General features: G+C 71.7%; 26 protein-coding genes. 9 read left to right on the top strand and 17 right to left on the bottom strand.

The features are described 5' to 3' along the window. Positions 1–60: 60 nt before the first annotated feature. The 7 genes from CRYAR_RS49205 to CRYAR_RS30155 are packed head-to-tail and all read right to left on the bottom strand — an operon-like array spanning position 61 to position 8,033. Positions 61–1,167, bottom strand: a complete 1,107-nt coding sequence (locus CRYAR_RS49205; protein ID WP_211247711.1) for an SRPBCC family protein — start codon at positions 1,165–1,167, stop codon at positions 61–63. Beyond that, positions 1,167–2,480, bottom strand: a complete 1,314-nt coding sequence (locus tag CRYAR_RS30180; RefSeq protein WP_211247710.1) for a vWA domain-containing protein — start codon at positions 2,478–2,480, stop codon at positions 1,167–1,169. Before CRYAR_RS30180 ends, CRYAR_RS49205 begins: the two co-directional genes overlap by 1 nt. Beyond that, on the bottom strand, positions 2,473–3,396 hold the full coding sequence (locus CRYAR_RS30175) for an AAA family ATPase (protein ID WP_084701111.1): 924 nt from the start codon (positions 3,394–3,396) through the stop codon (positions 2,473–2,475). The genes CRYAR_RS30180 and CRYAR_RS30175 overlap by 8 nt, the downstream gene beginning before the upstream one ends. Then, positions 3,393–4,319 carry an XdhC family protein gene (locus tag CRYAR_RS30170; protein WP_035868080.1) on the bottom strand — a complete coding sequence of 309 codons (927 nt, stop codon included), beginning with the start codon at positions 4,317–4,319 and terminating at the stop codon, positions 3,393–3,395. Before CRYAR_RS30170 ends, CRYAR_RS30175 begins: the two co-directional genes overlap by 4 nt. Then, complete coding sequence (locus CRYAR_RS30165; RefSeq protein WP_035856707.1) at positions 4,319–6,703, bottom strand: aerobic carbon-monoxide dehydrogenase large subunit; 2,385 nt, start codon at positions 6,701–6,703, stop codon at positions 4,319–4,321. Before CRYAR_RS30165 ends, CRYAR_RS30170 begins: the two co-directional genes overlap by 1 nt. Next, positions 6,700–7,167, bottom strand: a complete 468-nt coding sequence (locus CRYAR_RS30160) for a (2Fe-2S)-binding protein (RefSeq protein ID WP_035856706.1) — start codon at positions 7,165–7,167, stop codon at positions 6,700–6,702. The genes CRYAR_RS30165 and CRYAR_RS30160 overlap by 4 nt, the downstream gene beginning before the upstream one ends. After that, on the bottom strand, positions 7,167–8,033 hold the full coding sequence (locus tag CRYAR_RS30155; protein WP_035856704.1) for an FAD binding domain-containing protein: 867 nt from the start codon (positions 8,031–8,033) through the stop codon (positions 7,167–7,169). The genes CRYAR_RS30160 and CRYAR_RS30155 overlap by 1 nt, the downstream gene beginning before the upstream one ends. Before the next feature lie 105 nt (positions 8,034–8,138). On the opposite strand from CRYAR_RS30155, the gene CRYAR_RS30150 reads away from it, so the two are divergent. Further along, positions 8,139–9,065 (top strand): LysR family transcriptional regulator, encoded by a 927-nt coding sequence (locus CRYAR_RS30150; protein ID WP_035868069.1) that lies wholly within the window; start codon positions 8,139–8,141, stop codon positions 9,063–9,065. Here CRYAR_RS30150 and CRYAR_RS30145 read toward each other — a convergent pair. Together CRYAR_RS30145 and CRYAR_RS30140 are read right to left on the bottom strand one after the other, a co-directional pair. After that, entirely contained in the window at positions 9,062–9,838 is a 777-nt protein-coding gene (locus CRYAR_RS30145; protein WP_035856703.1) for an ABC transporter permease, read from the bottom strand. The genes CRYAR_RS30150 and CRYAR_RS30145 overlap by 4 nt on opposite strands. Continuing rightward, positions 9,835–10,755 (bottom strand): daunorubicin resistance protein DrrA family ABC transporter ATP-binding protein, encoded by a 921-nt coding sequence (locus tag CRYAR_RS30140; RefSeq protein WP_035856702.1) that lies wholly within the window; start codon positions 10,753–10,755, stop codon positions 9,835–9,837. The genes CRYAR_RS30145 and CRYAR_RS30140 overlap by 4 nt, the downstream gene beginning before the upstream one ends. A 78-nt stretch (positions 10,756–10,833) precedes the next feature. Between CRYAR_RS30140 and CRYAR_RS30135 the strand changes: the two genes are divergently transcribed. Beyond that, the gene (locus CRYAR_RS30135) at positions 10,834–11,511 is read left to right on the top strand and encodes a TetR/AcrR family transcriptional regulator (protein ID WP_035856701.1); all 678 of its coding nucleotides are present in this window, start codon (positions 10,834–10,836) and stop codon (positions 11,509–11,511) included. Between the two features lie 42 nt (positions 11,512–11,553). Here the strand turns inward: CRYAR_RS30135 and CRYAR_RS30130 are convergent, their stop codons facing one another. Then, the gene (locus tag CRYAR_RS30130; protein ID WP_035856700.1) at positions 11,554–12,132 is read right to left on the bottom strand and encodes a DUF3558 family protein; all 579 of its coding nucleotides are present in this window, start codon (positions 12,130–12,132) and stop codon (positions 11,554–11,556) included. Positions 12,133–12,308: 176 nt separating this feature from the next. Continuing rightward, on the bottom strand, positions 12,309–13,154 hold the full coding sequence (locus CRYAR_RS30125; protein WP_035856699.1) for a DODA-type extradiol aromatic ring-opening family dioxygenase: 846 nt from the start codon (positions 13,152–13,154) through the stop codon (positions 12,309–12,311). A gap of 83 nt (positions 13,155–13,237) precedes the next feature. Here CRYAR_RS30125 and CRYAR_RS30120 point away from each other — a divergent pair, with 83 nt between their 5' ends. Continuing rightward, entirely contained in the window at positions 13,238–13,720 is a 483-nt protein-coding gene (locus CRYAR_RS30120) for a MarR family winged helix-turn-helix transcriptional regulator (protein WP_211247709.1), read from the top strand. A 23-nt stretch (positions 13,721–13,743) separates the two neighbouring features. Here the strand turns inward: CRYAR_RS30120 and CRYAR_RS30115 are convergent, their stop codons facing one another. The 4 genes from CRYAR_RS30115 to CRYAR_RS30100 all read right to left on the bottom strand — a co-directional run bounded on the left by CRYAR_RS30115 (position 13,744) and on the right by CRYAR_RS30100 (position 15,876). After that, positions 13,744–13,953: a heavy-metal-associated domain-containing protein gene (locus tag CRYAR_RS30115; protein WP_035856697.1), complete on the bottom strand. Its 210-nt coding sequence runs from the start codon at positions 13,951–13,953 to the stop codon at positions 13,744–13,746. A gap of 9 nt (positions 13,954–13,962) precedes the next feature. Then, complete coding sequence (locus CRYAR_RS30110; protein ID WP_035856696.1) at positions 13,963–14,247, bottom strand: metal-sensitive transcriptional regulator; 285 nt, start codon at positions 14,245–14,247, stop codon at positions 13,963–13,965. Positions 14,248–14,256: 9 nt separating this feature from the next. Continuing rightward, positions 14,257–15,150 carry a peptidase associated/transthyretin-like domain-containing protein gene (locus CRYAR_RS30105; protein ID WP_063725789.1) on the bottom strand — a complete coding sequence of 298 codons (894 nt, stop codon included), beginning with the start codon at positions 15,148–15,150 and terminating at the stop codon, positions 14,257–14,259. Between the two features lie 126 nt (positions 15,151–15,276). Continuing rightward, positions 15,277–15,876, bottom strand: coding sequence for a sulfite oxidase-like oxidoreductase (locus CRYAR_RS30100; RefSeq protein WP_035856695.1), 600 nt, complete (start codon positions 15,874–15,876; stop codon positions 15,277–15,279). A 78-nt stretch (positions 15,877–15,954) separates the two neighbouring features. Between CRYAR_RS30100 and CRYAR_RS30095 the strand changes: the two genes are divergently transcribed. The 3 genes from CRYAR_RS30095 to CRYAR_RS30085 all read left to right on the top strand — a co-directional run bounded on the left by CRYAR_RS30095 (position 15,955) and on the right by CRYAR_RS30085 (position 18,898). Then, a complete protein-coding gene (locus CRYAR_RS30095) occupies positions 15,955–16,218 on the top strand; it encodes a hypothetical protein (protein WP_157018177.1) in 264 nt (87 codons plus the stop codon). Further along, the gene (locus CRYAR_RS30090) at positions 16,215–16,730 is read left to right on the top strand and encodes a GAF domain-containing protein (RefSeq protein WP_211247708.1); all 516 of its coding nucleotides are present in this window, start codon (positions 16,215–16,217) and stop codon (positions 16,728–16,730) included. Before CRYAR_RS30095 ends, CRYAR_RS30090 begins: the two co-directional genes overlap by 4 nt. Positions 16,731–16,792: 62 nt before the next feature. Further along, positions 16,793–18,898 (top strand): sensor histidine kinase, encoded by a 2,106-nt coding sequence (locus CRYAR_RS30085; protein ID WP_157018175.1) that lies wholly within the window; start codon positions 16,793–16,795, stop codon positions 18,896–18,898. Here CRYAR_RS30085 and CRYAR_RS30080 read toward each other — a convergent pair. Together CRYAR_RS30080 and CRYAR_RS30075 are read right to left on the bottom strand one after the other, a co-directional pair. Next, on the bottom strand, positions 18,858–20,024 hold the full coding sequence (locus tag CRYAR_RS30080) for a saccharopine dehydrogenase family protein (RefSeq protein WP_035856691.1): 1,167 nt from the start codon (positions 20,022–20,024) through the stop codon (positions 18,858–18,860). The genes CRYAR_RS30085 and CRYAR_RS30080 overlap by 41 nt on opposite strands. 39 nt (positions 20,025–20,063) lie before the next feature. Continuing rightward, positions 20,064–21,791, bottom strand: a complete 1,728-nt coding sequence (locus CRYAR_RS30075; protein ID WP_211247707.1) for an MDR family MFS transporter — start codon at positions 21,789–21,791, stop codon at positions 20,064–20,066. A gap of 152 nt (positions 21,792–21,943) precedes the next feature. Here CRYAR_RS30075 and CRYAR_RS30070 point away from each other — a divergent pair, with 152 nt between their 5' ends. The 3 genes from CRYAR_RS30070 to CRYAR_RS30060 all read left to right on the top strand — a co-directional run bounded on the left by CRYAR_RS30070 (position 21,944) and on the right by CRYAR_RS30060 (position 26,053). After that, positions 21,944–23,944 carry an MDR family MFS transporter gene (locus CRYAR_RS30070; RefSeq protein ID WP_035856690.1) on the top strand — a complete coding sequence of 667 codons (2,001 nt, stop codon included), beginning with the start codon at positions 21,944–21,946 and terminating at the stop codon, positions 23,942–23,944. 171 nt (positions 23,945–24,115) lie between these two features. Further along, positions 24,116–25,210 (top strand): sugar ABC transporter substrate-binding protein, encoded by a 1,095-nt coding sequence (locus CRYAR_RS30065; protein ID WP_035856689.1) that lies wholly within the window; start codon positions 24,116–24,118, stop codon positions 25,208–25,210. Between the two features lie 60 nt (positions 25,211–25,270). Continuing rightward, entirely contained in the window at positions 25,271–26,053 is a 783-nt protein-coding gene (locus CRYAR_RS30060) for an ATP-binding cassette domain-containing protein (RefSeq protein ID WP_035856688.1), read from the top strand. The last annotated feature ends 6 nt before the right edge of the window (positions 26,054–26,059 follow it).

Genomic DNA, 26,059 nt, shown 5'->3' with positions numbered 1-26,059 from the left:
TGGCTACCGACCGGCGGCCACTGTCACCACTTTAGAACAGGGGTACGACAATTTCGGGGGTCAGGCGGCGGCCTTGCGGCCCCGGCGCTTGCCGAAGAGGTAGGCCAGCAGGGCGACGATCGCGAGCAGGCCCAGGGCCTTCTTGGGCTCGCGGAGCTGGGATTCCGCGATGGCCTTCGCGAGAGCGACGGCGTCGAGCGCGTTGTCGTCGGCCGGGACGAAGGCCGGCACCGGGCGGGTGCCGGGGGCGCTCGGCAGCGGTCCACCGTCGGCGGCCACCGCCCGCGCGGTCGTCCCCGCGGAACCCCCGCTCGCCGAGGAAGCCGAGCCTGAGGAAGCCGAGTCCGAGGAAGCCGAGTCCGAGGAAGCCGGGGAAGCCGCAGGAGTCGAGGAAACCGGGGGGACCACTGCTGGTGCGGCACCGGCCGCAGCGGTCGCAGCGGTCACCGCCGCCCCATTGGCGGCCGCCACGTCGCCGGTCGCTTTCGCCGCGGCCCGCTTCCGCGGAGCCGCCTTCTTCGCCGGAACCGCCCCGGCCCCGGCGGAATCGGCCCGTGCGGAATCGGCCCGTGCGGAATCGGCCCGTGCGGAATCGGCCCGTGCGGAATCGGCCCCGGCCGCCGCGCCATCCACAGCACCCTGACCGCCCGCAGCGACACCAGCGTCGGCACCGGCCGAAGTCACCCCGTCGGACGCCGAGTCGCCCCCCGCCGGAGCGTTACCCGCCTCCAGCATCGCCTGAAGGTTCGTCGCGAACTGCGTCATCATCTGCTCGGTCACCGTGTTGATGACCCCTTGCCCCATCGCCGCCGCCCGGCCGGACAGATTCACGTCCGCCGACACCGTGCCGCGTGTCGTCTCCCCGTCCGACGTCAGCGCCAGCCGTGCCGTCGCCTCGGCGGTGCCCTGGCCGCGGGCCTCCTTGGCCTTGCCGCGCAGCACCGCCCGGTGCTCCTCCGGTACCCGCTCCACGACCTCTAACTGTCCCTTGTACTGCATGGTGACCGGCCCGAGCTTCACCTTCATGCCGACCTGGTACGCATCCTCGGACAGGGTGTTGAGCACCTGCGCACCGGGCAGGCACGCCGCGACGCGCTCGAAGTCCATCAGCGTCGACCACACCTGGTCGATCGGTGCTCTCACGTCGAACGCGCTGTCGAGTTGCATCACAACAATCCTTTCGATGGGTGCGAAACCGCCGCGGCGACCTCGTCCAGTGCGGCCAGGCTATGCCCACTGACGAACGCGTCGCAGAAGGGTAGTGCGGCGGCCATCCCGCCGACCTTGGGCGCGAAACCGGTGGCCGCCTTCCGCGGGTTGACCCAGACGATCCGGTGCGCGAGCCGCCGCAACCGCGCCATCTGGGCGGCCACGTCGGACGGTTCGTCCTGCGCCCAGCCGTCGGACAGGATCACGACGACCGCGCCCCGGGCGGCCCCGCGCCGGCCGTAGGAGTCGAGGAACGTGCGCAGCGACGACGCGAGCCGCGTCCCGCCGGCCCAGTCCGGGGCGGCCTCGGCGGCGCGGCGCAGCGCCAGGTCGGGGTCCCGGCGGGCGAGCGGGCGGGTCAGGCGCGTCAGCCGGGTGGAGAACACGAACGCCTCGGCGCGGGCACCGGTCACCGAGCCGTGCAGCAGCGCGAGGAAGACCCGGGTGTACGGCTCCATCGACCCGGACACGTCGCACAGCAGCACCAGTGGCCGCGGCCGGCGCCGGCGGCGCCGGTGCACGAGTGCGACCGGATCCCCGCCGGTCTTCCGCGCGTTCCGGACGGTGCGGCGGACGTCGATCCGCTCGCCGTTCCTGGTCGACGCCCGGGAGCGGCGCGTACGTCGCTGCGGGGTGGCGAGGACGAGGCGCCGGACCAGGTGCCGGACGGCGTCCACCTCGGACTCCGACAGCTCGGCGAACGCGGTGTGCTGGAGCCGCTCGGTCGCCGAGGCCAGCGCGGGCACCGCCCGGGGCGAGCCGTCGCCACCTCCGGACGACGACGACGCGCCGGCCCCGGAGACACCTCGCTCCTCGGGGCGGTTGTCGGCCGCCGCCGGCCTGGTCTCGTTCGGGACGTCGGGCAGCGGTGGCGCGGTGGGGTCACCCCGGGAATCGGCCAGGTCGACGGGCGGGGCGTCGTCGCCGAAGATCCGGTCGAACACCGCGTCGAACGCGGGCAGCTGCTCGGCGTCGGCGACGAGCGTCGTTCGGGCGGTCCAGTACAGCCGATCCCGGGTCACCGGCGGCACCAGCCGCAACGCCGCCGCGAACCGCGCCGCGCGGTCGGTGCCCGCGGGCACCCCGCCGGAGTGCAGCGCCTCGACGAACCGCACCGCCACCACCCCCGGCCGGACGACCACCCCGCGCCCGCCCCCGGCCTCGGCCCGGGCCCGGGTCCGGTCCCCGGCCCTGATCCCCGCCCGAACCCCGGGATCAGGCCCGGCACCGCGCCCGGGATCAGGCCCGGCACCGCGCCCGGGATCAGGCACGGCCGGAACCCGTCAGCCAGGCCAACCCCTGGCCGCGAACCACGTCGAGGTCGTCGCGGCTCTTCAGCACGCTGCCGAGCGTGCCGGACGCCACGGCGTCCAGGTGGGGGACGTTCAGCAGCGTCAGGGCGGCCACCCAGTCGATCGTCTCCGCGATGCCCGGAGGCTTCTCCAGGTCGAGCCCGCGCATCCGGGCGACCGCGGCGGTGGCCTCCAGGGTCAGCGGTAGCGCGCTGTCGGGCACGCGCCGCCGGACGATCTCGGCCGCGCGCTCGGGCGACGGGTAGTCGATCCAGTGGTAGAGGCAGCGGCGCTTGAGCGCGTCGTGCAGGTCCCGGGTGCGGTTCGAGGTGAGGACGACGATCGGCGGCCGGTCCGCGGTGATCGTGCCGAGCTCCGGGATCGTCACCGAGGACTCCGCGAGGAGTTCGAACGTGAACGCCTCGAAGTCGTCGTCGGCCCGGTCCAGTTCGTCCACGAGCAGCACCGCCGGGCGGGGCCCCCGGTGTTCCAGCGCGGCGAGCAGCGGTCGCCGCAGCAGGTAGTCGCGGGTGAACAGGTCGGCTTCCGCGAGTCGTTCGTCGCGGGCCTCGGCCATCCGGATCGCGAGCATCTGGCGCGGGTAGTTCCACTCGTACAGCGCTTCGGAGGCGTCGATGCCCTCGTAGCACTGCAGCCGGATCAGCGGGGTGTCCAGGGCCCGGGCCAGGGCCTTCGCGGCCTCGGTCTTGCCGACGCCCGGCTCGCCCTCGAGCAGGACCGGCTGGGGGAGCCGGACGGCGAGGAAGAGCGCGGTCGCCAGGCCGGGGTCGACGACATAACCCGCGGTGTCGAGGGCGCCGGCCAGCGCGTCCACGTCCGGGAAGACGTTTGCCACCTCCTGGGACGCGCCGGCCCGCGCGGCCCCGGGGGTCACCCGCGACCCGCGAGGAACCGGCGCTTGCAGCCCTCGGCGCAGAAGTACTCGCCGTCGGCCTGGATCGCTCCCGGAACGATCGCCACGGTCATCCCGCAGATGGGATCGATCGCGGTGGCCGGAGCGTCGATCACCGCGATCGGCACCGTGCCCGCCGGAACGGTCACGAAGCCGCCGGGAGCGGCGGTGGTACCGGGCACCGGAGCGTCGCCCGCGGTGGTTCGCGGCTCGGCGTCGGCCTGAGAACGGAGAGCGACGATCTCGGCGAGGATCGACAGGGCTATTTCGGGCGCGGAGCGCCCGCCGAGGTCCAGCCCGGCCGGGGAGTGCACCCGTGCGCGCTCGGCCTCGCCGACCTCGAGCGACGCGAGGACGGCCGCGCCGCGCTTGCGCGAGGCGACGAGCCCGACGTACGGCACACCGGCCCGGAGCGCGGCCTCCAGCGCCGGTTCCTCGTCGCGCCCGTGGGAGGCCACGACGACGGCCGAGGCACCGTCGATCGACGCCGACACCTCGAACCCGAGCGGTGCTCCCAGCGCGGCCAGCGACACCCCGATCGGGGTGTCGCCGATCACCGCGAGCCGCGGGGCCGGCTTTCGGGGTTCCAGGAAGATCTCCAGGCTGCCGCCGGACAGGCACGGGTTCGCGACCGTGACCGCGCCCTCCTCGACGAGTGTCGACGGGGCACCGGCGGAGATCCGCAGCAGCAGCGGGTCGCCGGCCTCCAGCGCGGCCAGTGCGTGCACCCGCACCGACGACTCCGCGCAGGTACCGCCGACGAAGCCCTCGATGGCTCCGTCGGCGAGCACCAGCGCCGTGTCACCGGCGTGCGCGCTGGCCGGCTTGCCCGCGCGCACGACGGTGGCTTTCACGTACGGCTTCCGAGCCCGGGTGAGCTCTTCGGCGCGAGACAGGATGCTCATCAGATCGGCGGGGTCGCCCGGCCCTGCATCGCCGCCCACACCCGGTCCGGGGTGCACGGCATGTCCAGGTGCGTGACGCCGAACGGGGCCAGTGCGTCGACGACCGCGTTCACCACGGCCGGCGGCGAACCGACGGTCGCGGACTCCCCGATGCCCTTCGCACCGATCGGGTGGTGCGGCGACGGGGTGACCGTGAAGTCGGTCTCCCAGTCGGGCACCTCCATCGCGGTGGGGATCAGGTAGTCCATGAACGACCCGCCGAGGCAGTTGCCGGACTCGTCGAACCCGATGAACTCCATCAACGCCATGCCGACGCCGTCGGTCAGCCCGCCGTGCACCTGGCCCTCGATGATCATCGGGTTGATGCGCGTACCGCAGTCGTCGACCGCGATGAACCGGCGCACCTTCACGTACCCGGTGCCCGGGTCGACGTCGACGACGCAGATGTACGCGCCGTACGGGAACGTGAGGTTCGGCGGGTTGTACGTGACCTCGGCGTCCAGGTTGCCGTCGATGCCCTCGGGGAGTTCGACGGTGCCGTGCGCACCCATCGCGATCTCGGCCATCGTCTTGCCCTGGGTGGGGTCACCGGCGACGAACCAGCGGCCCTTCTCCCATTCGAGGTCCTCGGGACGCACCTCGAGCATCGCCGCGGCGATGTGCTTGGCCTTCTCGCGCACCTTGCGGGTGGCCAGCGCGACCGCGCCGCCGCTGACCGGCGTCGACCGGCTGCCGTAGGTGCCGAGGCCGAACGGCGTGTTGTCGGTGTCGCCGTGGACGACCTCGATGTCCTCGGGCGGGATGCCGATCTCCTCGGCGACGATCTGCGCGAACGTCGTCTCGTGGCCCTGGCCCTGGGTCTGCACGCTCAGCCGGACGACGGCCTTGCCGGTCGGGTGCACGCGCACCTCGGCGCCGTCGGCCATGCCCAGGCCGAGGATGTCCATGTGGCGACGCGGCCCCGCGCCGACGGTCTCGGTGAAGAAGCTGATCCCGATGCCCATCAGCTCGCCGCGTTCGCGCTTCGAGGCCTGCTCGGCGCGCAGCTCGTCGTAGCCGGCCTTGCCGAGCGCCAGGCGGAACGTCTTCTCGTACTCGCCCGAGTCGTACTCCCACCCGGTCTTGTTCGCGTACGGGAACTGTTCCGGCCGGATGAAGTTCTTCAGCCGGATCTGTGCCGGGTCGAGCTCGAGCTTGGCCGCGACGATGTCGACCATCCGCTCGATCAGGTACACGGCCTCGGTGACCCGGAACGAGCACGCGTACGCGACGCCACCCGGCGCCTTGTTCGTGTAGACGCCGGTGACCTTGCAGTACGCGGCCTGCAGGTCGTAGCTGCCGGTGAAGATGTGGAAGAACCCGGCCGGGTACTTGGTCGGGTTGGCGCTGGCGTTGAACGCGCCGTGGTCGGCGATGACGTGCGTGCGCACGGCCAGGATCTTCCCGTCGCGCGTGGCCGCCACGTCGGCCTTCATGATGTAGTCGCGCGCGAACGACGTCGACATCAGGTTCTCCGAGCGGTCCTCGACCCACTTCACCGGCTTGCCGGTGACGATCGAGCCGACGACGGCCAGGATGTAGCCGGGGTAGATGCCGACCTTGTTGCCGAAGCCGCCGCCGATGTCGGGGCTGATCACCCGGATCTTGTGCTCCGGTAACCCGGCGACCAGCGCGAACAGCGTCCGGTGGGCGTGCGGTGCCTGGGTGGTCTCGTAGAGCGTCAGCTTGCCGTCGATCGGGTCGTAGTCGGCGATCGCGCCGCAGGTCTCCATCGGCGCCGGGTGCACCCGCGGGTAGATGACCTCTTCGCTGATGACGACCTCGGCGGTCTCGAACACCGCGTCGGTCTCGGCGGCGTCGCCGGCTTCCCAGTCGAAGATGTGGTTGTCGGCCTTGTCGGCGATGTCGTCGCGGATGATCGGCGTGTCCGCGTCCAGGGCCTTCCGGACGTCGATGACCGGTTCCAGAACGTCGTAGTCGACGTCGATCAGCTCGAGCGCGTCGCGCGCGGCGTACCGGTCCTCGGCGATGACGAACGCGACCTCCTGGCCCTGGAAGCGCACCTTGTCGGTGGCGAGCACGGCCTGGACGTCGGAGGACAGCGTGGGGGCCCAGGCCAGGTTGAGGCCTTCGAGGTCGGTGCCGGTGATGACCGCGAGGACCTTGGGGTGGGCCAGCGCCTCGGTGGTGTCGATCGAGACGATCTTCGCGTGGGCCACCGGCGAGCGCAGGATCGCGCCGTGGAGCATGCCGGGCAGCACGATGTCGTCCAGGTAGCGGCCCTTGCCCCGGATGAAGCGCGGGTCCTCCTTGCGCTGGAGGCGCCCGAAGCCGATCGGGCGGTTCTCGTCGGTCGCGGCGGGGTTGGTTTCGGTGACCGTCATGCGGTTGCCCCGTTCTTGGCCGCCCATTGGACGGATCGGACGATCGTGGCGTAACCGGTGCAGCGGCAGATCTGGCCGGAGATCGCCGTGCGGATCTCGGTCTCGTCCGGCTCGGGGTTGCGGTCGAGCAGAGCGCGGGCGGTCATCATCATGCCCGGCGTGCAGAACCCGCACTGCAGCCCGTGCTCGGCCATGAATCCCTGCTGGACGACGTCGAGCTCACCGTTCTGGGCCAGGCCCTCGACCGTCCGGATCTCCCGCCCGGCGGCCATCGCGGCCAGCACCGTGCACGACTTCACCGGTTCGCCGTCCATCAGCAGCACGCACGTGCCGCAGTTGCTGGTGTCGCAGCCCCAGTGGGTGCCGGTCAGCTTCAGCGTGTCCCGGACGAAGTGCACCAGCAGGGTGCGGGGCTCGGCCTCGGCGGTGACCTCGGTGCCGTTGACCGTCATCGTGATCTGCATCAGCGCACCCGTTCCACGGCGCGCCGGAGCACGCGTTTGGTCAGTTCGGCGGCGAGGTGCCGCTTGTAGTCGATCGGTCCGCGCTGGTCGGCGACCGGGTCGCAGTCCTCGGCGGCGAGGGCGGCCGCGGCCGCGAACGCGGCTTCGGTCGGTTGCTCGCCCCGGAGCGCGTCCTCGGAGCGCGTCGCGGTGCGCCCGTCCAGCCCGACGGAGGTCAGCCCGATCGCCACGTCCGCGATCGCCCCCGTCTCGTCGAGCGTCACCGACGCGCCGGCGGCGGCCACCGCCCAGTCGCCGACCCGCCGCTCGACCTTCTCGTAGGCGCTGCCGGTGCGGGGCCGGACGGCGAAGCGCACCTCGGTGAGCAGCTCGTCCTGCGCGACCGCGGTCTCGTACGGGCCGCGGTGCAGTTCCTCCATCGTGACGACCCGTTCGCCGTCCAGGCCGCGGATGACGACCTCGGCCCGCAGGACCTCGCAGACCGTGGACAGGTCCTCGGCCGGGTCGGCCTGGCACAGCGAGCCGCCGATCGTGCCCCGGTTGCGCACGACCGGGTCGGCGATCACCTTCTCGGCGTCGGTGACGATCGGGAACAGCCGCGCGATCAGGTCGGAGTTGAGCAGGGTGGCGTGCCGGGTGAGCGCGCCGACGCGGACCGTCCCTCCGTCCTCGACCAGGTAGTCCAGCTCGAAGAGATCGTTGATGTCGATGAGCCACTCGGGTCGGGCGAGCCGCAGCTTCATCATCGGCAGCAGGCTGTGCCCGCCCGCGATCACCCGCGACTCCGGGCCGTGCGTGTGTAACAGGGCCAGCGCGTCCTCGACGCTCTCCGCGCGGGCGTAGTCAAAGGGAGCGGGAACTTGCACCTAGGTGCCTCCACATCGAGGGATGGGGATATCCGAACCCGACCTTGTTACCAGCGTTTACAAGTGTCAAGGTCGTCATAAGCGAACGGTTAAGAGGTGTCGGCGATGACCCTGAGCCAGTTGCGAACGTTTGCGTTGGTCGTCCGGTTGGGCTCGCTGCGCGCGGCCGCGGCGGAACTCGGGGTGAGCGAACCGGCCGTTTCGGCGGCGGTCGCGGCGCTGCGGGCCGAACTCGGCGATCCACTGTTCGTGCGGGCCGGCGGGGGGATCGCGTTCACGCCCGGGGGGCGGCGGCTGGCCGTGCACGCCGAGGAGATCGTCGGGCTCGCCGACCAGGCCCGGCGCGAGGTGGCCGAGACCGTCACCGCCACCCGGTCGCTGCGGGTGGCCGCGACCGCGGACTTCGGCGAACACGCGGCGGGCGCGTTGCTCGACGCGTTCACCCGGCGCCTGCCGGACTGCGAAGTGGACCTCGTGGTGCTCGAGGGCGCCGACCTCGCCGACGCGCTGGTGCGTCGCGTCGCCGACGTCGTGCTGGGGCCGCGCCCGGCGGCCGGCGACTCGCTCGACGCGGTGCCGTTCCTGCGCTACCAGCGCATTCTGGTCGCGGATTCACCCCGCGCGGAGCCGCTCCGCCAGGTCTGGCTGACCGGCCCGGCCGGTCTCGAAGAACTGTCGGAGGAAGGGCGGTGGCTGGCGGGTCTGCCCAGCTGGCCCGACCTCGTCCGCTTCCCCACCGAGACCGAGGCCATCGACGCCACCCGGGCCGGCGACGGGGTGATGCTCGCGCTCGGGCACGTCGTGCGGGCCGACCTGCGGCTCGGCACGCTCGTGCGGTTACCGCTGCCCGGCACGCCGGTGCAGGGGCTCTGGTACGCGACCGTGCTCGGGCGGAGCCGGGCGAGCACGGCGGCCCGTGCGCTGCAGGAGTTCGTGACGACGCCCGGCGCCACCGCCGCGATGCTCGCCCCGCCCGGCTCCGCCCCGGCCACCCCCCGCCGCCCACCCGTCCACGTCGCGCTGTGGAGCTAACGCGGCCGGGCGAACCGCACGGTGGTCGCGGGTACGAAGATCGCGAGGATCACGGCCGCGTACAGCAGTGACGCCGCGACCGGGTGCTGCAGCGGCCAGGCCGAGGACTCGGTGGGGAGCGGGTTCCCGCACAGCTCACGCACGGCCTGCCCGAGCGCGCTCACCGGGTTCCACTCCGCGACCGCCCGCAGCCAGCCGGGCATCCCGCCGGTCGGCACCATCACGTTCGACACCATCGAGACCGGCAGCACGACGAGCGACAGCTGCCCGGCCGCCTCCTGGCTGCGCACGACCAGCCCGAGGTAGAGCCCGACCCAGGTCATCGCGAACTGCACCAGCAGCAGCAACCCCAGCGCGGCCAGCGCCCGGCCGGCCCCGCGCTCGATCCGCCACCCGACCAGCAGCCCGAGCAGTCCCATCAGGACGAAGTTCACCAGCCCGTATGCGCCGGTCGCCACCGCCTGCCCGAACGGCACCGCGCTGCGTGCGATCGGCAGCGAACGGTACCGGTCGACGACGCCGAGCTGGTTGTCGCGCACCATCGTCACCAGCGGGGGAACGATGTTCACCGCGATCAGGACGAACAGGCCGGGCACCAGGTAGGCCCGGTAGCCGCCGCCGGGCACGTCGATCGCGCTCCCGATGATGTACCCGAAGGCCACGACCAGCACCAGCGGCCCGGCCAGCGTGAGCACGATGCCGGAGGGATCGTGACGCAGCCGGGTGAGCACCCGCTCGGCCGCGGCCATCCCGTCGACCACTGCAGTCGTCATGCCGCCGCCTCCGTCCGGTCGAGGAACACTTCGTCGAGAGTGGGACGGCGCAGCCGCACGTCGGCCACCGCCAGGGCGTCGGCGTCCAGGGCGCGCACGACCTCGGGCAGCGTGACGACCCCGGCCGGCACCGACGCGCTGACCTGGGTGCCGTCGATCAGCGGCGGCCCGGTGGCCCAGCGTTCGAGCGTGGTGGCGGCGGCCGCGGCGTCGGCGGCGTGCTCCACCACCACGTCGACGCGCGCGCCGAGGGCGTCCTTCAACGCGTCCGGCGTGCCTTCGGCGACGACCTTCCCGGCGTCGACGATGACGACCTGGTCGGCCAGCCGGTCGGCCTCCTCCAGGTACTGCGTGGTGAGCAGCACGGTGGTGCCGGCGGCGGCGCGGTCGGCCACCGTCGTCCAGATCTCCTGGCGGCTGCGGGGGTCGAGGCCGGTCGTCGGCTCGTCCAGCACCAGCAGCGCGGGTTCGACCAGGAACGCCGCGATCAGGTCGAGGCGGCGGCGCATCCCGCCCGAGTACGTCTTGACCAGCCGGTGGCCGGCGCCGGTGAGCTCGAACCGTTCGAGTAGTTCGTCGGCCCGCTGCTTGGCGCCGCGGCGGCCCAGATGCAGCATCAGGCCGAGGATGACCAGGTTCTCCCGCCCGGTCAGGTCGTCGTCGACGGCCGCGTGCTGCCCGGCCAGCCCGATCAGTTCGCGCACGCGGTGCGGCCGGCCGACGACGTCGAACCCGCCGACGGTGGCGTGCCCGGAGTCGGGGGTGGCCAGCGTCGTCAGGACGCGTACCGCGGTGGTCTTGCCGGCGCCGTTGGGACCGAGCAGCGCACACACGCTCCCCGCCGGAACGGTCAGGTCGAGCCCGTCCAGCGCACGGACGTCCCCATAGGTCTTCACCAGGTCGCGGGCGTCGATCATGCGAGCCTCCTCTACTGCGATCGGTGTTCGCAGTAGCGACTGTACCTGACTGGGTACGCTGTTCGCAAAGGAGGTGCGATGAACGACCCGATCTGGCTCCGGCCCGAACGCACCGGGCACGGACCGGCGCCGGAGCACAGCCGCGAGCGGATCGCCGCCGCGGCGATCGCCCTGGCCGACGCCTCCGGGCTGGCCGCGGTGTCGATGCGCAAGGTCGCCGGCGCGCTCGGCGCCGGGACGGCGTCGCTCTACCGGTACGTGACCACCCGGGACGAGTTGATCGACCTGATGGTCGACGCGGTCACCGGCGAGCTGGCGTACCCGAAACCGGTGAGCGGCGATTGGCTCGCCGACGCGCTCGCGATCGGCCACGACCTGCGCGCGCTCTACCTGCGTCACCCGTGGATGGTCGAGATCCACCCCGGCGCCACCGGGATCGGGCCGAACGGAGTGGCCTATCTGGAGCAGGGGCTGGCCGCGCTGAGCGTGCTCGACCGGCCGGCGCAGGCGAAGCTCGAGGCGGTGGCGATGCTGAGCGGCGTCGTCAGCCTGTTCGCACGCGACGAGCTGTCGACGCGGTCGGCCGCGACGGCCGACGGCCGGGCCGCGACCGCGAAGTACCTGGCCGCGGTCGTCACGCCGGAGCGCTATCCGCACCTCGCGGCGCTGTTCGGCGGCGGACCGGGGACCGGGCCGGGCGCCGAGGAACTCTTCGAGCGCGTGATCACCGCGCTGCTCCGGGGCCTGCTGAACTGAGAAAGGCCGCCCCGGAAGGGGCGGCCCGGCACCGGCGAACGGTCAGAGCTGGTCGATCACGCGCTGGGCGACGGTCTTCTCGACCGCGATGTTCTCGGCGCTGCCGCCGTCGCCGCCCTTGCTCGTCGAGTAGACGTCGATCGAGAGGTCACCGCTACGGACGTAGAGGTGGCCGGAGCTGGTGAAGGCCTCGTCGCCCACGCCGTCGAAGTCCTGCGCGGCGGGGTCGCGCACCGCGAAGTCGTCGGCCGAGGTCGGCGACAGGCTCAGCACGAGCACGCCCTGCTCCAGCTGCCACTGGCAGTACCGGGTGGTGCCGGCGGTGGCGTTGTCTCTGTCGATCTGGGTGATCTCTCTCCCGGTGAACTGGTTGACCTCGGCGGGCGTCAGCAGCGTGCACGGGTTGAGCGTGGTGACGTCGGTGCCGAGCCCGTCGGAGGCGGCCTGACCGTCGTCGCCGGACGCGGTGGCGGCGCTCGACGGCTGCTGCGCGGCACCCGAGGGCGTCGCGGACGGCGTGGCGTCGTCGGTCGAGATCGTGATCGTGCCGCAGCCGGTGAGGGCGAACACGCCGGCGGCGGCAGCGGCGGCGAACATCAGGCGGAGAGTCCGGGCGGTCATGGTGCGTACTCCTCGAGTGGGGTGGCGGCCGCGGGGTCTCTCTGGCCGTACGCACAGAGTCCAGGTTTTCGCAGGCAGGGACGATCGGTGACGCGACGTGCAGACTGTTCGTCCGATGACACATCTGACGAAAGGGCGTTCGCGGATCAGGGCCACCACTGATGCGCGAACGCCGCTCAGGCTGCTTGGAACGACCGCTTCGCCAGCCCGAGGAAGAAGCCGTCGACGGTCGTCGTCACCGGCGCCTCCGGGTTCGCGGCCGCGCCGAGTGCGACGAACAGCGGCGTGAAGTGCTCCACGGTCGGGTGCGCGTAGGGCATGCCGGGCGCCCGGTCGCGGAACGCCGCCAGCTCGTCGACGTCGCCGCGGGCCAGCGCGTCGGCGGCCCACGCGTCGAACTCGGCCGACCAGCCCGGCGCCTTCGCGTCGAGCGAGTAGTCGCGCAGGAACTGCAGGCCGTGCGTCATGAAGCCGGACCCGATCACCAGGACGCCCTGCTCGCGCAGCGGCCGCAGACGCGTGCCGAGCGCGAGCAGCCGGGCCGGGTCGTGCGTCGGGATGCTCATCTGCAGCACCGGGACGTCGGCGTCGGGGTACATGACCTTGAGCGGCACCCAGGCGCCGTGGTCGAGGCCGCGCTCGCGGTGCTCGTAGACCGTCTCGGTGTCCGGCAGCACCGCGAGCAGCTGCGACGCGAGGTCGGTCGAGTCCGGAGTGTCGTAGCGCATCCGGTAGTAGCGGGGGTCGAAACCGCCGAAGTCGTAGACCGGCGTGGTGTTCGCCTCGGTGCTGCTCACCGAGAGCGGAGCCATCTCCCAGTGCGCCGAGACGATCAGGATCGCTTTCGGCTTCGGCAGGGACCGCGCCCAGGCGAACAACTGGTCCATCCAGGTCGCGTCCTCGAACAGCGGGGGAGCGCCGTGGCTCAGGTAGAGCGAGGGCAGCGGGCCGTCGTCGGGCGTCCAGAGCGCGTGCGGGGCCGCGGCCGCGGTCTTCTCCAGGTGCGTGTCGAACGGGTGCATGGGATCGCCCCTCAAATAGTTGAACCTTGAACTACCGTACGGCGCGAAAGTTGAAGCGTCAACTTATGACGTACACTGGGGGTGTGGAATCCGATGCCCGTTGGCTCGACGCCGACCAGCAGCGCACCTGGCTGCGTCTGGCCGGCCTGCTGATCAAGCTCCCCGCGGCGCTCGACACGCAGCTCCAGCGTGATGCCGGGGTGAGCCACTTCGAGTACATGGTGCTGTCGCGGCTCTCCGAAGCTCCGAACCGGACGCTGCGGATGAGCCAGCTCGCCGAACTGGCGAACGGCTCGCTGTCGCGGTTGTCGCACGTGGTGAAGCGCCTGGAACTCCGCGGCTGGGTGCGGCGCGAACCGTGCGCGGAGGACGGTCGCGCGACGAACGCGGTGCTCACCACGGACGGCTGGGAGAAGGTCGTGGGGACCGCGCCCGGTCACGTGGCCACGGTGCGCTCGCTCGTCGTCGACCCGCTGACGCCGGAGGAGCTGGCGCGGTTGGGTGATCTGGTCGGCACGCTGATGGCGAAGGTCGACCCCGACGAGACGTGTCCGCGCCAGCCCTGATCGCCCGGGGGAGCGCCTCCGCGTCAGCTCACGAGTACGTACCCGGCCTCGTCGACCGCGGCGCGGAGCTGCGCGACGTCGACCGGGGCCTCGCTGGTCACGGTCACCGAACCGGCGGCCAGATCGACGTCGACCGCGGTCACGCCGGGAACCTCACCGACCTCGGACGACACCGCGTTCACGCAGTGCTGGCAGGTCATTCCGGTCACCGGGTAGGTCGCCGAAACGGACATCGAACTCTCCTAGGATCGAACGAGACGCGCGATCGCGTCGGATGCCTCGCGGACCTTCGCGTCCGCCTCCGGGCCGCCGTTGCGTGCGGCGTCGACCACGCAGTGGGCGAGGTGCTCGTCGAGCAGGCCGAGCGCCACCGACTGGAGCGCCTTCGTCGCGGCGGAGACCTGGGTGAGGATGTCGATGCAGTACTCCTCCTGCTCGACCATCCGCTGCAGCCCGCGGATCTGCCCCTCGATCCGCCGCAACCGTTTGAGGTAGGCGTCCTTGTCGGCGATGTACGCGTGTGCCATGCACCTACTCTACCCCCCTAGGGTACCTGGGGCGCCCGGCGGGACGTCGAGGAGATCGACGCCGAGGTTCGTCGCGGCGAGGTAGGCGTCGCCGAGCGGGCGGACGGACAGCAGCAGGGAGTCGCGGAAGAACGGGTCCGTCCGGGTGCGCGGCGCACCGGGGCGGTACGGGGGCGTGCGGTACACCTCGGCGCTCGTCGCGTCGTCGAAGAACAGCTGCGTGCTGAGCGCGGTGCCGCGCCGGAGGTACACCTTGGCGTGGACGTGTGGCGCCCGCCCGGTGTACCAGCCGGGGTAGATCGTGGTGAACCGCACGATGCCGTCCGCGCCGGTCACCTGGGCCCCGCGCAGGTAGGTGGCGTCGTCGGAGGGCTGGGTTTCGGCGTCGCCGGAGCTGTAGGAGCCGTCGGACGTGCGGGTGTCGTAGCCCATCGGGTCGCCGGTCGGGTCGGCCGCCGGCCGTTCGGCGCCCCGGGTGTTCGGCCAGCCGGGCGGCGGGTTCGCCGGCGCGGTGCGCTCCGGCCCCTCGAAGCCGGAGTAGCGCCCGGACGCGTCGCAGTGCCAGACCTCCACCGTGGCGTCCCGGACCGGGGCCCGTCCGCAGCCGGCGCCGTCGACGACGCGGAGCGCGAGCCGCAGGGTGGTGCCGCGGCGGTTCTCCCGGAGGTCGCCACGCAGCCGGTCGACGTCGAACCAGTACGGACCCTGCGCCAGCTGGGGCGACGGGCGGCAGGTCCCGGCGTCGCGCAGGAGCGCCTCGGTGGCGGCTTCGACGGTTCCTCCGGTGACCACGCCGCCGGCTCCGCCCGGTGCGGTGCGGCACCCGGCGAGCAGGCTCGCCCCGAACGCCAGCGCGGTTCGCCGGCTGACGCGCCTGCTTCCGGAACAACCGGTTTGTCGCATTCGTGGAGTGTGGCCCACCGGGCCGGTCCGGCGCGGCCCCGCGTCGACGGACGGACGCGCCGGGAAGCCGACCGCGTGGAACGCGCCGTGCCGCTGGTGCCGGCCGCGATCCTCGATTCCGGACGCTCAGTCCCCGTCGTAGCGCTGCTCCCGCCACGGATCGCCGTAGTTGTGGTAGCCCGCGCGCTCCCAGAAGCCCTTCTTGTCGGTGACCAGCAGCTCCAGCCGCCTCACCCACTTGGCCGACTTCCAGAAGTACAGGTGCGGGACGAGCAGGCGCACCGGGCCGCCGTGCTCGGGGGTCAGCGGCTTGCCGTCGTAGCCGAAGGCCAGCCACGCCTTGCCGCCACGCAGATCGGCCAGCGGCAGGTTCGTCGTGTACCCGCCGTAGGAGTGCACGAGCACGTGCGCGGCCGCGGTGTCCACGCCGTCGAGCAGCGTGTCGAGCGACACGCCCTCCCAGGTCGTGCCGAACTTCGACCACTTGGTGACGCAGTGGATGTCGACGGTGGGGTTCGCTTTCGGCAACGCCTGGAAATCGGCCCACGACCAGGAGCGGCTCGTACCGTCCTCGGTCGTCAGCGTGAATTCCCAGGTGTCCAGCGGAACCCGGGGGGTCGGCCCGGCCGAGAGCACCGGGAAGCCGTTCGTTTCGTACTGACCGGGCGGGAGGAGGCCGGTCGCCGACCGCCGCCGGCCCTGGAACCCGGGAGAGAAGATCGCCACGGAGATCAGTGTGCACCGCTCAGCTCCCGAACTTCCCGGCCGATGGGAGAAGCTGTGACTTCCCACGCGGTGGCCGGGGTGACTCGACCCGATTTGGCCGAGGCGCGGCGCGCGGTGGAGCGGATCTACGGTCCGCAGGCGTCCCGCATCTGGGCCGAACTGCTCTCCGCCGCGCGGCTGAGCGGTACCGAGACCGAACCGGGGGCGATCGAGCGGCTGCTCGACGTCATGCGGTCGGCGGCTCCGGTCACCGCGCTCTGCGGTGAGGCGCTGGCGATCCGGCTCGCCAGCTACGACCGGCTGGCGAGCGCCTACGCCCTGATGCGGAGCAGTGCACCGTGAAGCGGATCACCGACGCCGACCTGAACGCGCTCTCGTCCTTCGACCGCCTGAGCGCGCTCGCCCGCTACGACCTCACCGACCCGGACCTGGTCGCCGAACTGGACGCGATCGCCGCGAGCACGGCCGAGCGGCTGCGCCAGCCGATCGCGATGACGAACCTGATGCTCGACTCGGCCGCGGTCGTCCGGGGCAGTTACGGCCTCGACGGGTACGGCGACGCCGTGAACGTGCCGATCGAATGGTCGTTCTGCGTGCGTGCGGTGCGCTCCGGCCGTCCGCAGGTCGTCCCCGACATGTCCCGCGACCCGGAGGAGCACGACAACCCGCTCGTCGTGCACCAGGGTGTCCGCAGTTACGCGGGGGTGCCGCTCAGCACGCCGGACGGCCAGGTGATCGGCACCCACTGCGTGATCGGCCTGGAACCGCGGGAGTTCACCGACGCCGAGCTCGCCGCGCTGAGTACCGCGGCGGCCGACGTGCTCAGCACGCTCGAGCGGTACGCCAAGCGCTGATTCGCCGATCGCGGTGGTGTTTTTGTCGTAATTAAGCTGGTTAACTCACTTCGGTGAAGCGCGTGGCGAAATCCGGGTCGATGGCCCGGACGCGGGACGTCGTGCTGCCCGTCGGAGTGTGGCTGCTGCTCTGCGCGGTCGTGGCGGCGACGTTGTCCTGGGCGCAGCGCTCCAGCCGGGACGACCTGGAACAGCGCTTCGACGTCCGGGTGTCGCTCGGCAGCCAGTTCGTGGCCAGCTACGTACAGGACCTGCTGGCCCGGGAGCGCAAGCAGGCGACGACGTTCCTGGCCGCGAAGACCGTGGACGACGCGGATTTCCGGCGTTCGGTCACGACGTTCGGCTACCCCGCCGCGGTGCTCATCGACGCGCGGGGCCGGGCCTTGCACGTCGCGCCGCCGAATCCGTCGCTGATCGGTACGAACCTGCTCCTCCCGCAGTACACGCACCTCAAGTCGGCGTTGCGCACCGGCGTCCCGGCGGTGTCGGCGGTCGTGCCGTCCGCCAGCGGGCAGCTCGCGGTGACCGCGTTCGCGATGCCGTACGACACCCCGTACGGCCGACGGGTCTTCTCCGGCGCGGTCGAGGTCGCCCGCAGCCCGCTCTCGGCCTACCTCACCAAAGCGCTGACGATTCCCGGCAACCGGGTCTACCTGGCCGACGGTGCGGGCCGCGTGGTGGCGGCGAACCGGTCGGTCAACGGCAAGAACAAGGCGTTGGGCACGGCGGAGCCGGCGATGGCCGCGGCCTTGACCGAGCACCCGGCCGGCCGCGTCTTCGACACCTACGAGTCCGGGGGCCGACGCTGGACGTTCAGCAGCTATCCGGTGTCGGGCACCGGCTGGCGACTGGTCGCGACCGTGCCGGACGACTCGCTCTACGGCCCGCTCGCCGGAGCCACGACCGGCGGACGGGTCGGGCTGGTCTCGGCGGCCGCCGTCGGGCTGATCGCGGTGCTCATCTCGGCCCGCGGCTCACGGAGCCGCCGCGCGCTCCGGCTGAGCGAGCAGCGGTTCCGGACCGTGTTCGACCACTCGCTCGCCGGGATGGCGCTGATCGATCTGGCCGGCGGGGTCAAGCAGGCCAACCGGGCGTTCGGCGCGATGCTCGGACGCCCGCCGGACACCCTCGCCGGTTTCCCGTTCGCCGAGCTCGTGCACCCGGACGACGTGCCGGGCACCGAGGCGGCGATGGGGGAGACGCTCGCGGGGGCCACGCCGGGCTTCACCCGGGAGCAGCGCTACCGGCACGCGGACGGGCGGGTCGTGCACGGCGCCACCACCGTCACGCTCCACCGCGACCTGGAGAACACGCCGGTGCGGTTCACCGTGCAGGTCGTCGACGTCACCGACCGCAAGCGACTGGAGGACGAGGAGGCGGCGGCGCGGGCCCAGCTCGCCGAACACGCGGACGAACTCGAGCGGATCAACGGCAACCTGACCGACGCCCGGGACCGGATGGCCGATTTCGTCGCGATGCTCTCGCACGACGTCCGCCAGCCGATCACCGGCATCCTGGGCTACACCGAGACCCTGGCCGACGACTGGGAGCAGCTGCCCGATCAGCGCAAACAGCAGTACCTGCGGGGTATCGAGGCGGCCGGGTTGCGGCTGAACGGGCTGGTCGAGGACATCCTCACGGTGGCCCAGCTCGACGCCGGCGTGCTCACCCCCAAGGTCGTGCCGATCGCCTTGCGCGAGGCGCTGCGCGACGCGGTGGTCACGCTGCCGCCCGACCAGGCGCTCGACGTCACGATCTCGGTGCCGGACGGTGTCCGGGTGCGTGCCGACCCCGGCCACCTGCAGCAGATCGTCACCAATCTGCTCGGCAACGCGGTGAAGTACGGGTCGCCGCCGTTCGACCTCACCGCGCGCGACCTCGGCGGCACGGTCGAACTCGCGGTCTGCGACCACGGCGAGGGCGTCCCGGCCGACTTCGTCCCGTACCTGTTCGAGCGCTTCAGCCGGGCCGAGACCGGCGTCGCGACGACCAAGCGCGGCACCGGGCTCGGGCTCTACATCGTCCGGACGCTCGCCGAGGCCGGCCGGATCGGGCTCGGCTACCGGCCCAACCGCCCGACCGGCGCGTGTTTCCTGGTACGTCTGGCGGCCGCCGGGACCGCGTCGGCTACTCCGACCGGGGCCACCGCTTCCGGACGCGGAACGTGATCCCGGCCGCGTCCAGGCGTGCGACCAGCCGCTCGCCCATCGCCGCGGCGGTGGTCACCTGCCCCGCGGTGGGCGGGAGCTCGTCGAGGGCCAGGCAGAGCGTCGACTCGGCGAGCATGATCGCGGTCGACGCGTAACCGGGGTCCAGGTCGCTGTGGACCTCGGTCAGCACCCGGGTGCCGTCGGCGGCGACCCCGCTGAACCGCACCGACATCCACCCGGCGAGCCGCTGCTCCGCGGTCGGCCCGGTGCCGGACGCGAACCGGCCGAGCAGACGCTCGCGGGTCGGCGCCCAGGACGCCGCCGCGGTGATCGCGGCCGTGCCGGCGAGCGCACCGGCCACGTGCACCGGCGACGGCAACGCCAGGTACTGCCCGTAGGTGAAGCCCGGCCCGTACCCCAGAGCCGTCGCCGACCGCTCGACGATCCGGGGGTCGAGCGTCGGCATCGGCACGGTCCAGAGGCCGACCGGGTGGGTCCGGGGGAGCAGCCGGAGCGGCGCGGCCGGCGGCGACGACTCGCGGCTCCGGCGCTCGCGGGCCGCGCGCCGGGCGGCGCCGGCGTCGGCCACCGCGCCCACCAGCGAGTGCACGGTGCCCGCCGACGCCCGTCCGGAGACCCGGTAGAAGCTCTCCACGCGCAGTGGCTGCCCGCCCGGCAGCTGCTGGACGGTGAACCAGGCGCCGAGGTCGGCCGGGATCGAGTCGAACCCGCAGGCGTGCACGAGCCGGGCGCCGGTCCGGGCCGCGGTCGCGTGGTGGCGCAGGTAGGTCTCGTCGACGAAACGCGGCTCGCCGGTCAGGTCGGTGTAGTCGGTGCCGGCGGCGGCGCAGGCGGCCACCAGCGGGTCGCCGTACTTCACGTACGGACCGACGGTGCTGGCCACCACCCCGGTCGACTCGGCGAGCCGGCGCAGCGACGCGGCGTCCCCCGCGTCGGCGTGCAGCAGTGGCAGTTCGGTCTCCGAACGGCCGAGCCGGCCGCGGACCTCGGCCAATTTCCCGAGGTCGCGGCCGGCCAGGGCCCAGCGGAGTCCGGCGGGCGCGTGGGTGCCCAGGTACTCCGCGGTCAGGCCACCGGTGAAGCCGGTGGCGCCGAACAGGACCAGGTCGTACGAGCGCGCCATTGACCGAGGTTACCCAGTCTGGTCACGGTCGTACCCAGATTACTGGAGCTCGTGCTCCGCCTTGCGTCGCGCGCCGCGCCGGGTGGCCTCGTGCCGCCCGGCCTCGTGGCGTCCCGGGTGCCGGACGCCGCGCCGGGGGAGCGTGGACACCGGAGCGGGCCGCTCCTCGGGGTCCCCGGTCGCCAGGTGGGAGGCCGGCTCGGAGGCCGGCTCGGCACCGACGAGCGCCGGAACCGGAGCCTCGGCCGGAGCGGGTGCCGGGCTCGCGGCCGGGGTGTCGCCGATCGAGCTGCGCAACGCCACCTCGCGGATGAACAGCACGGCGAGGAAGGCCAGCAGCGCGAACGGGGCCGCCACCAGGAAGACGTCGCCGGCCGCGTGGCCGTAGGAGTCCATCACGACCGACCGGATCGGCGCCGGGAGCGTCGACAGGTCGGGCAGGCTGCCGTCACCCGAGGCGGCCGCGTCCACGCCGATCGCGCGCAGGCCCGACTCCAGGTAGTCGGTGACCCGGTGGCCGAGCACCGCGCCGAGCGCGGAGACGCCCACCGCACCACCGAGGCTGCGGAAGAACGCGACCGTCGAGCTCGACGTGCCCAGCTCGCTGGTCTTGACGGTGTTCTGCACGGCCAGCACCAGGTTCTGCATCGTCATGCCGAGCCCGGTACCGATCACGGCCATGAAGATCGCCAGGTGCCAGTACGGGGTGTCGGCGCGGGCGGTGCCCAGCAGCGCGAACCCGACCGTGATCAGGAAGGCGCCGGCCACCAGGAACCGCTTCCAGCGGCCCGTCGCGGTGATGATCCGCCCGGAGATGGTCGAGGACAGGAACAGACCGCCGATCATCGGCAGCGTGAGCAGGCCGGACGCGGTCGGGGACTCGCCCCGCGCGATCTGGAAGTACTGGCTGAGGAAGACGCTCGCGCCGAACAGCCCGACGCCGACGAACAGGCTGGCGACGGTGGCGAGCAGCACGGTGCGGTTGCGGAACAGCCCCAGCGGGATGATCGGCTCCGCCGCCCGCGACTCCGCCCAGACGAACAGCGCACCGAGGACGAGCGCGCCCGGCACCATCACCGCGGACTGCCAGGACACCCAGTCGAACTGCGAGCCGGCCAGCGAGACCCAGATCAGCAGCAGCGAGACCGCGGCGGTGACCAGGGTGGCGCCCAGGTAGTCGATCCGCACCCGGCGCTTGATCACCGGCAGGTGCAGCGTCTTCTGCAGCACGAACAGCGCCAGCGCGGCGATCGGGACCCCCACGTAGAAGCACCAGCGCCAGCCGAGCCAGTCGGTGTCGACGATGACGCCGCCGATCAGCGGGCCGGACACGGTCGCGACGGCGAAGACCGCGCCGAGGTAGCCGGAGTACCGGCCGCGCTCCCGCGGCGAGATCATCGCGGCCATGATCACCTGGGCGAGCGCGGTCAGGCCGCCGACGCCGACGCCCTGGATCGTCCGGGCGGCGATCAGCTCGCCGATGTTCTGCGACAGCCCGGCGACCGCCGAACCCGCGACGTAGATGACCAGCGCGATCTGGACCAGCATCTTCTTGCTCGTCAGGTCGGCGAGCTTGCCCCAGATCGGGGTGGTGGCGGTGGTGGCCAGCAGCGTGCTGGTGACCACCCAGGTGTAGGCCGACTCGCCGCCGTGGAGGTCGGTGAGGATCGTCGGCAGTGCGTTGGTGACGATCGTGGACGACAGGATCGCCACGAACATGCCCAGCAGGAGACCGGTGAGGGCCTCCAGGATCTGACGGTGCGACATCGGCTCCGCAGTCGGTGGCGCTCCAGCGGTAGCAGTCGTCATTACCAGCCCTCGTTCAGCGATAGCTCTTTGATACATGCAACTTTATCTCTTCAGTTGCTTGGTGCAACTTTATATCTTGTGACGTGGGCAACGTCTCCAAAAGGTGCTATATGGGACCTATGCCTCAGAGCGTCGCGCTCTCCCGCAACCAGATGAACCTGGTCTTCACCACGATCCTGCTGGGGATGCTGCTGGCCGCCCTGGACCAGACGATCGTCAGCTCGGCGTTGCCGACGATCGTCGCCGACCTCGGCGGCGCCGGGCACATGGCCTGGGTCGTGACCGCCTACCTGCTCACCGAGGCCGTGTCCGCGGTGCTGGTGGGCAAGTTCGGCGACCTGTTCGGGCGCAAGCTGATCTTCCAGGCCTCGGCCGTGTGTTTCGTGCTCGGCTCGGCGGTGGCCGGCGTCGCGCACTCGATGACGCTGCTGATCGTCGGGCGGGCGATCCAGGGGATCGGCGGCGGCGGCCTGATGGTCACCGCGCAGGCCCTCATCGCCGACGTCATCCCGCTGCGCGAGCGGGGCCGGTACCAGGGCGCGCTGGGTGCGGTCTTCGGGCTGACCACCGTCCTCGGCCCCACGCTCGGCGGCCTCTTCACCGACCACCTGTCGTGGCGCTGGTGCTTCTACGTCAACCTGCCGGTCGCGGTCGTCATGGTCGGGATGGCCGCGCGCACGATCCCCTCGGTGACCCGGACGACCAAGCCGCTCATCGACTACCTCGGCATCGTGCTGGTGACGCTCGGTGTGGTCTCGCTGATCCTCGCGCTGGAGTGGGGCGGCGACGAGTACGCCTGGACCTCACCGATGATCCTTGGCATGTTCGGCTGCGCGGCCGCGTTCTTCGCGCTGTTCGTCTTCGCCGAGAAGCGGGCCGTCGAGCCGATGCTGCCGCTGCGGCTCTTCGCCAACCCGGTCTTCACCGTGTGCGGCGTCCTCAGCTTCATCGTCGGGTTCGCGATGCTCGGCGCGATGACGTTCCTGCCCTCGTACCTGCAGTACGTCGACGGCGTCTCGGCCACCGGCTCGGGCTTCCGGACGCTGCCGCTGATGGCCGGGCTGCTGGTCATGTCAATGGTCAGCGGATCGGTGATCAGCCGTACCGGACGGTACAAGGTGTTCCCGGTCGTCGGTACCGCGGTGATGACGCTCGGGCTGTTCCTGATGTCGACGATGGACCCCGGCACCGGCGTCGCGCTGGAGTCGCTGTACATGTTCGTGCTCGGCTCGGGGCTGGGCCTGGCCATGCAGGTGCTGACGATCGCGGTGCAGAACACGGTCGCCTACGGTGACCTCGGCACCGCGACGGCCGGGGTCACGTTCTTCCGCACGGTCGGCAGCACGGTCGGAACCGCCGTATTCGGGACACTCTACTCGAACCAGCTGTCCCAGGAGCTGACGACCGCGTTCCGGGTGTCGCCGGACGTCGCCCCGGAGACCGTGGCCGACCCGGCCGCGCTGCACCGCCTCCCGTTCGTCGAGGCCGCGCCGTTCATCGGCGCCTACGCGTCGGCGATCGGCCACGTCTTCACCTGGGTGGTGCCGATCGCGGTGGTCGGCTTCCTGGTCTCGCTGCTGCTCAAGCAGGTGCCGCTGCGTGACACCGCCCGGGCCGGCGCCACCGACGTCGGCGAGGGCTTCGGCACCCCCGACACCGCCGACGCCGACCGGCAACTCGAGCGCACGGTCGCCCAGCTGATCCGGCGGGGTGCGGCCACCGCCGCCCCGGAGGTGCTGGCCGGGTCGGGAACGGCGCTCGACCCCGGCGAGGCCTGGGTGGTCGGCCAGGTGCAGCTACGCGCGCGCCGGGGGAGCCCGCCGACCCTGGAGGAGATCGCGGCCGCGCACCGCGTCCCGGCCGACGTGCTCGCCCCGGTGTTCCTGCAGGCGGTGGAGGACGGTCACCTGCGTGCGGACGGCGCCGGGCTGGCGCTGACCGAGCGCGGCGCCGAGGCGTTCGGCCAAGTCGCCGCGGCGTGGCGGCGGTGGCTCGTCGGCCAGCTCGGGGACTGGGACACGGCCGACCCCGTCGACCGCGCCCGCCTCGATCGTGCGATCGATGCGCTGGCGGATCGGCTACTGGACGAAGAGCAGCTCATACGGACATAATGTGCATAATCACTCGCAATACGGTGACGGTTACACCGTCAGCGCCGTAACGGGTCCGTAACGAGCCTTCCCGTGGAGCCTTTGCAGTCGATAAGTTCCCGGCCACAACAATTGCTGATGTCCTCACCCGACATCGGCCCCTTCAATGGGGAAGGCGGGACACCTATGCGCATGCGTGCGCTCGGAATGGTCGCTGTCAGCGCCGCGATGGCGCTCGTCCTGGCGGCATGCGGTGGCGATGACTCCTCGTCGTCCGACAACAAGGCGGACACCGGGAACTCGTCGTCGGTCAAGGGCAAGGTCGGGGTGATCCTTCCGGACACCCAGTCGTCCGCCCGCTGGGAGAGCTTCGACAAGCCGCTGCTCACCAAGGCGTTCCAGGAGGCCGGCGTCGACGCCGACATCCAGAACGCGCTCGGTGACAAGAGCAAGTTCGTGTCGATCGCGGACGGCATGATCCAGGAGGGCGTCTCCGTCCTCGCGATCGTGAACCTCGACTCGGCCACCGGCGCCCAGGTGCAGGCCAAGGCCAAGGCCGCCGGCGTGAAGACGATCGACTACGACCGTCTGACCCTCGGTGGCACCGCCGACTACTACGTGTCGTTCGACAACGTGAAGGTCGGCGAGCTGCAGGGCCAGGGCCTGGTCGACGCTCTGACCAAGTCGGGCAAGACGAACCCGACCTACATCGACCTCAACGGGTCGCCCACCGACAACAACGCCACGCTGTTCAAGCAGGGCTACGACTCGGTGCTCACGAAGCAGTCCGGTTGGAAGAAGGTCGGCGACCAGAGCGTCCCGGACTGGGACAACGCGAAGGCCGTCACGATCTTCGAGCAGCTGCTCACCGCCGCCGGCGGCAAGGTTGACGGCGTTCTCGCGGCCAACGACGGTCTCGGCAACTCGGCGATCACCGTGCTGAAGAAGAACGGCCTGAAGGTCCCGGTCACCGGCCAGGACGCGACCGCCGGTGGTCTGCAGAACATCCTCGCGGGCGACCAGTACATGACGGTCTACAAGCCGATCAAGGACGAGGCCGAAGGCCTGGTCAAGCTCACCGTCTCGCTGCTCAAGGGCGAGAAGGGCGAGACCACCGGCACCGTCGAGGACACGCAGGGCAAGCGTCAGGTCCCGTCGCTGCTGCTCACGCCGAAGGCGATCACCAAGGAGACGGTCAAGGACGTCGTCGCTGACGGCTTCGTGACCAAGGCCGAGCTGTGCACCGGCAAGTACGCCGCGATGTGCACCGAGGCCGGCGTCGCCTGACTCGTTTTTCGCGCCGGCGGGCTCTGCCCGCCGGCGCTTTCTCCTGAAGGAGCCGCAGCGATGGCGGACACCCCCATCCTCGAACTACGCAAGATCAACAAGAGCTTCGGACCGGTCCAGGTCCTGCACGACATCGACCTCGCGGTCTACCCCGGTGAGGTCACCGCGCTCGTCGGCGACAACGGCGCCGGCAAGTCGACGCTCATCAAGTGCATCGCCGGCATCCACCACGTCGACTCCGGCGAGTTCTACTTCGAGGGCAACCAGGTGTCGCTGGGCAGCCCCCGCGACGCCGCCGCGCTCGGCATCGAGATCGTGTACCAGGACCTCGCGCTCGCCGACAACCTCGACATCGTCCAGAACATGTTCCTCGGACGCGAGTCCAAGAACCGGCTCCGGCAGCTCGACGAGGGCGCGATGGAGGCGCAGGCACGCAAGGTTCTGGCGAGCCTCTCGGTCCGCACCGTGAAGTCGGTGCGGCAGCCGGTGAGCAGCCTCTCCGGCGGTCAGCGCCAGACGGTCGCGATCGCCAAGGCCGTGCTCTGGAACTCCAGGGTCGTCATCCTGGACGAGCCGACCGCCGCGCTCGGTGTCGCCCAGACCCGGCAGGTGCTCGACCTGGTCCGCCGGCTGGCCGACCGCGGGCTCGGCGTGGTGCTGATCTCGCACAACATGAACGACGTCATCGAGGTCTCCGACCGGATCGACGCGCTCTACCTGGGCCGCATCGCGGCCGAGGTGAAGGCCGCCGACGCCACGGTCAGTCAGGTGGTCGAGCTGATCACCACCGGTCGGTCCGGCGACCTCGGCCTGTCCCGCGCCACCGCGGACGCGAACCTGTGAGCATCT

The sequence above is a fragment of the Cryptosporangium arvum DSM 44712 genome (genome assembly GCF_000585375.1).
GTDB lineage: Bacteria > Actinomycetota > Actinomycetes > Mycobacteriales > Cryptosporangiaceae > Cryptosporangium > Cryptosporangium arvum.
This window is presented reverse-complemented; position numbering and strand designations above follow the sequence as displayed.

Bases quoted from the DNA above. Each gene is read 5' to 3' on its own strand.
- CRYAR_RS49205 (WP_211247711.1), bottom strand. From the start codon at position 1,167: ATGCAACTCGACAGCGCGTTCGACGTGAGAGCACCGATCGACCAGGTG.
- CRYAR_RS30170 (WP_035868080.1), bottom strand. From the start codon at position 4,319: ATGAGCATCCTGTCTCGCGCCGAAGAGCTCACCCGGGCTCGGAAGCCG.
- CRYAR_RS30165 (WP_035856707.1), bottom strand. From the start codon at position 6,703: ATGACGGTCACCGAAACCAACCCCGCCGCGACCGACGAGAACCGCCCG.
- CRYAR_RS30160 (WP_035856706.1), bottom strand. From the start codon at position 7,167: ATGCAGATCACGATGACGGTCAACGGCACCGAGGTCACCGCCGAGGCC.
- CRYAR_RS30150 (WP_035868069.1), top strand. From the start codon at position 8,139: ATGACCCTGAGCCAGTTGCGAACGTTTGCGTTGGTCGTCCGGTTGGGC.
- CRYAR_RS30145 (WP_035856703.1), bottom strand. From the start codon at position 9,838: ATGACGACTGCAGTGGTCGACGGGATGGCCGCGGCCGAGCGGGTGCTC.
- CRYAR_RS30140 (WP_035856702.1), bottom strand. From the start codon at position 10,755: ATGATCGACGCCCGCGACCTGGTGAAGACCTATGGGGACGTCCGTGCG.
- CRYAR_RS30135 (WP_035856701.1), top strand. From the start codon at position 10,834: ATGAACGACCCGATCTGGCTCCGGCCCGAACGCACCGGGCACGGACCG.
- CRYAR_RS30130 (WP_035856700.1), bottom strand. From the start codon at position 12,132: ATGACCGCCCGGACTCTCCGCCTGATGTTCGCCGCCGCTGCCGCCGCC.
- CRYAR_RS30125 (WP_035856699.1), bottom strand. From the start codon at position 13,154: ATGCACCCGTTCGACACGCACCTGGAGAAGACCGCGGCCGCGGCCCCG.
- CRYAR_RS30115 (WP_035856697.1), bottom strand. From the start codon at position 13,953: ATGTCCGTTTCGGCGACCTACCCGGTGACCGGAATGACCTGCCAGCAC.
- CRYAR_RS30110 (WP_035856696.1), bottom strand. From the start codon at position 14,247: ATGGCACACGCGTACATCGCCGACAAGGACGCCTACCTCAAACGGTTG.
- CRYAR_RS30105 (WP_063725789.1), bottom strand. From the start codon at position 15,150: ATGCGACAAACCGGTTGTTCCGGAAGCAGGCGCGTCAGCCGGCGAACC.
- CRYAR_RS30080 (WP_035856691.1), bottom strand. From the start codon at position 20,024: ATGGCGCGCTCGTACGACCTGGTCCTGTTCGGCGCCACCGGCTTCACC.
- CRYAR_RS30075 (WP_211247707.1), bottom strand. From the start codon at position 21,791: ATGTCGCACCGTCAGATCCTGGAGGCCCTCACCGGTCTCCTGCTGGGC.
- CRYAR_RS30070 (WP_035856690.1), top strand. From the start codon at position 21,944: ATGGGACCTATGCCTCAGAGCGTCGCGCTCTCCCGCAACCAGATGAAC.
- CRYAR_RS30065 (WP_035856689.1), top strand. From the start codon at position 24,116: ATGCGTGCGCTCGGAATGGTCGCTGTCAGCGCCGCGATGGCGCTCGTC.
- CRYAR_RS30060 (WP_035856688.1), top strand. From the start codon at position 25,271: ATGGCGGACACCCCCATCCTCGAACTACGCAAGATCAACAAGAGCTTC.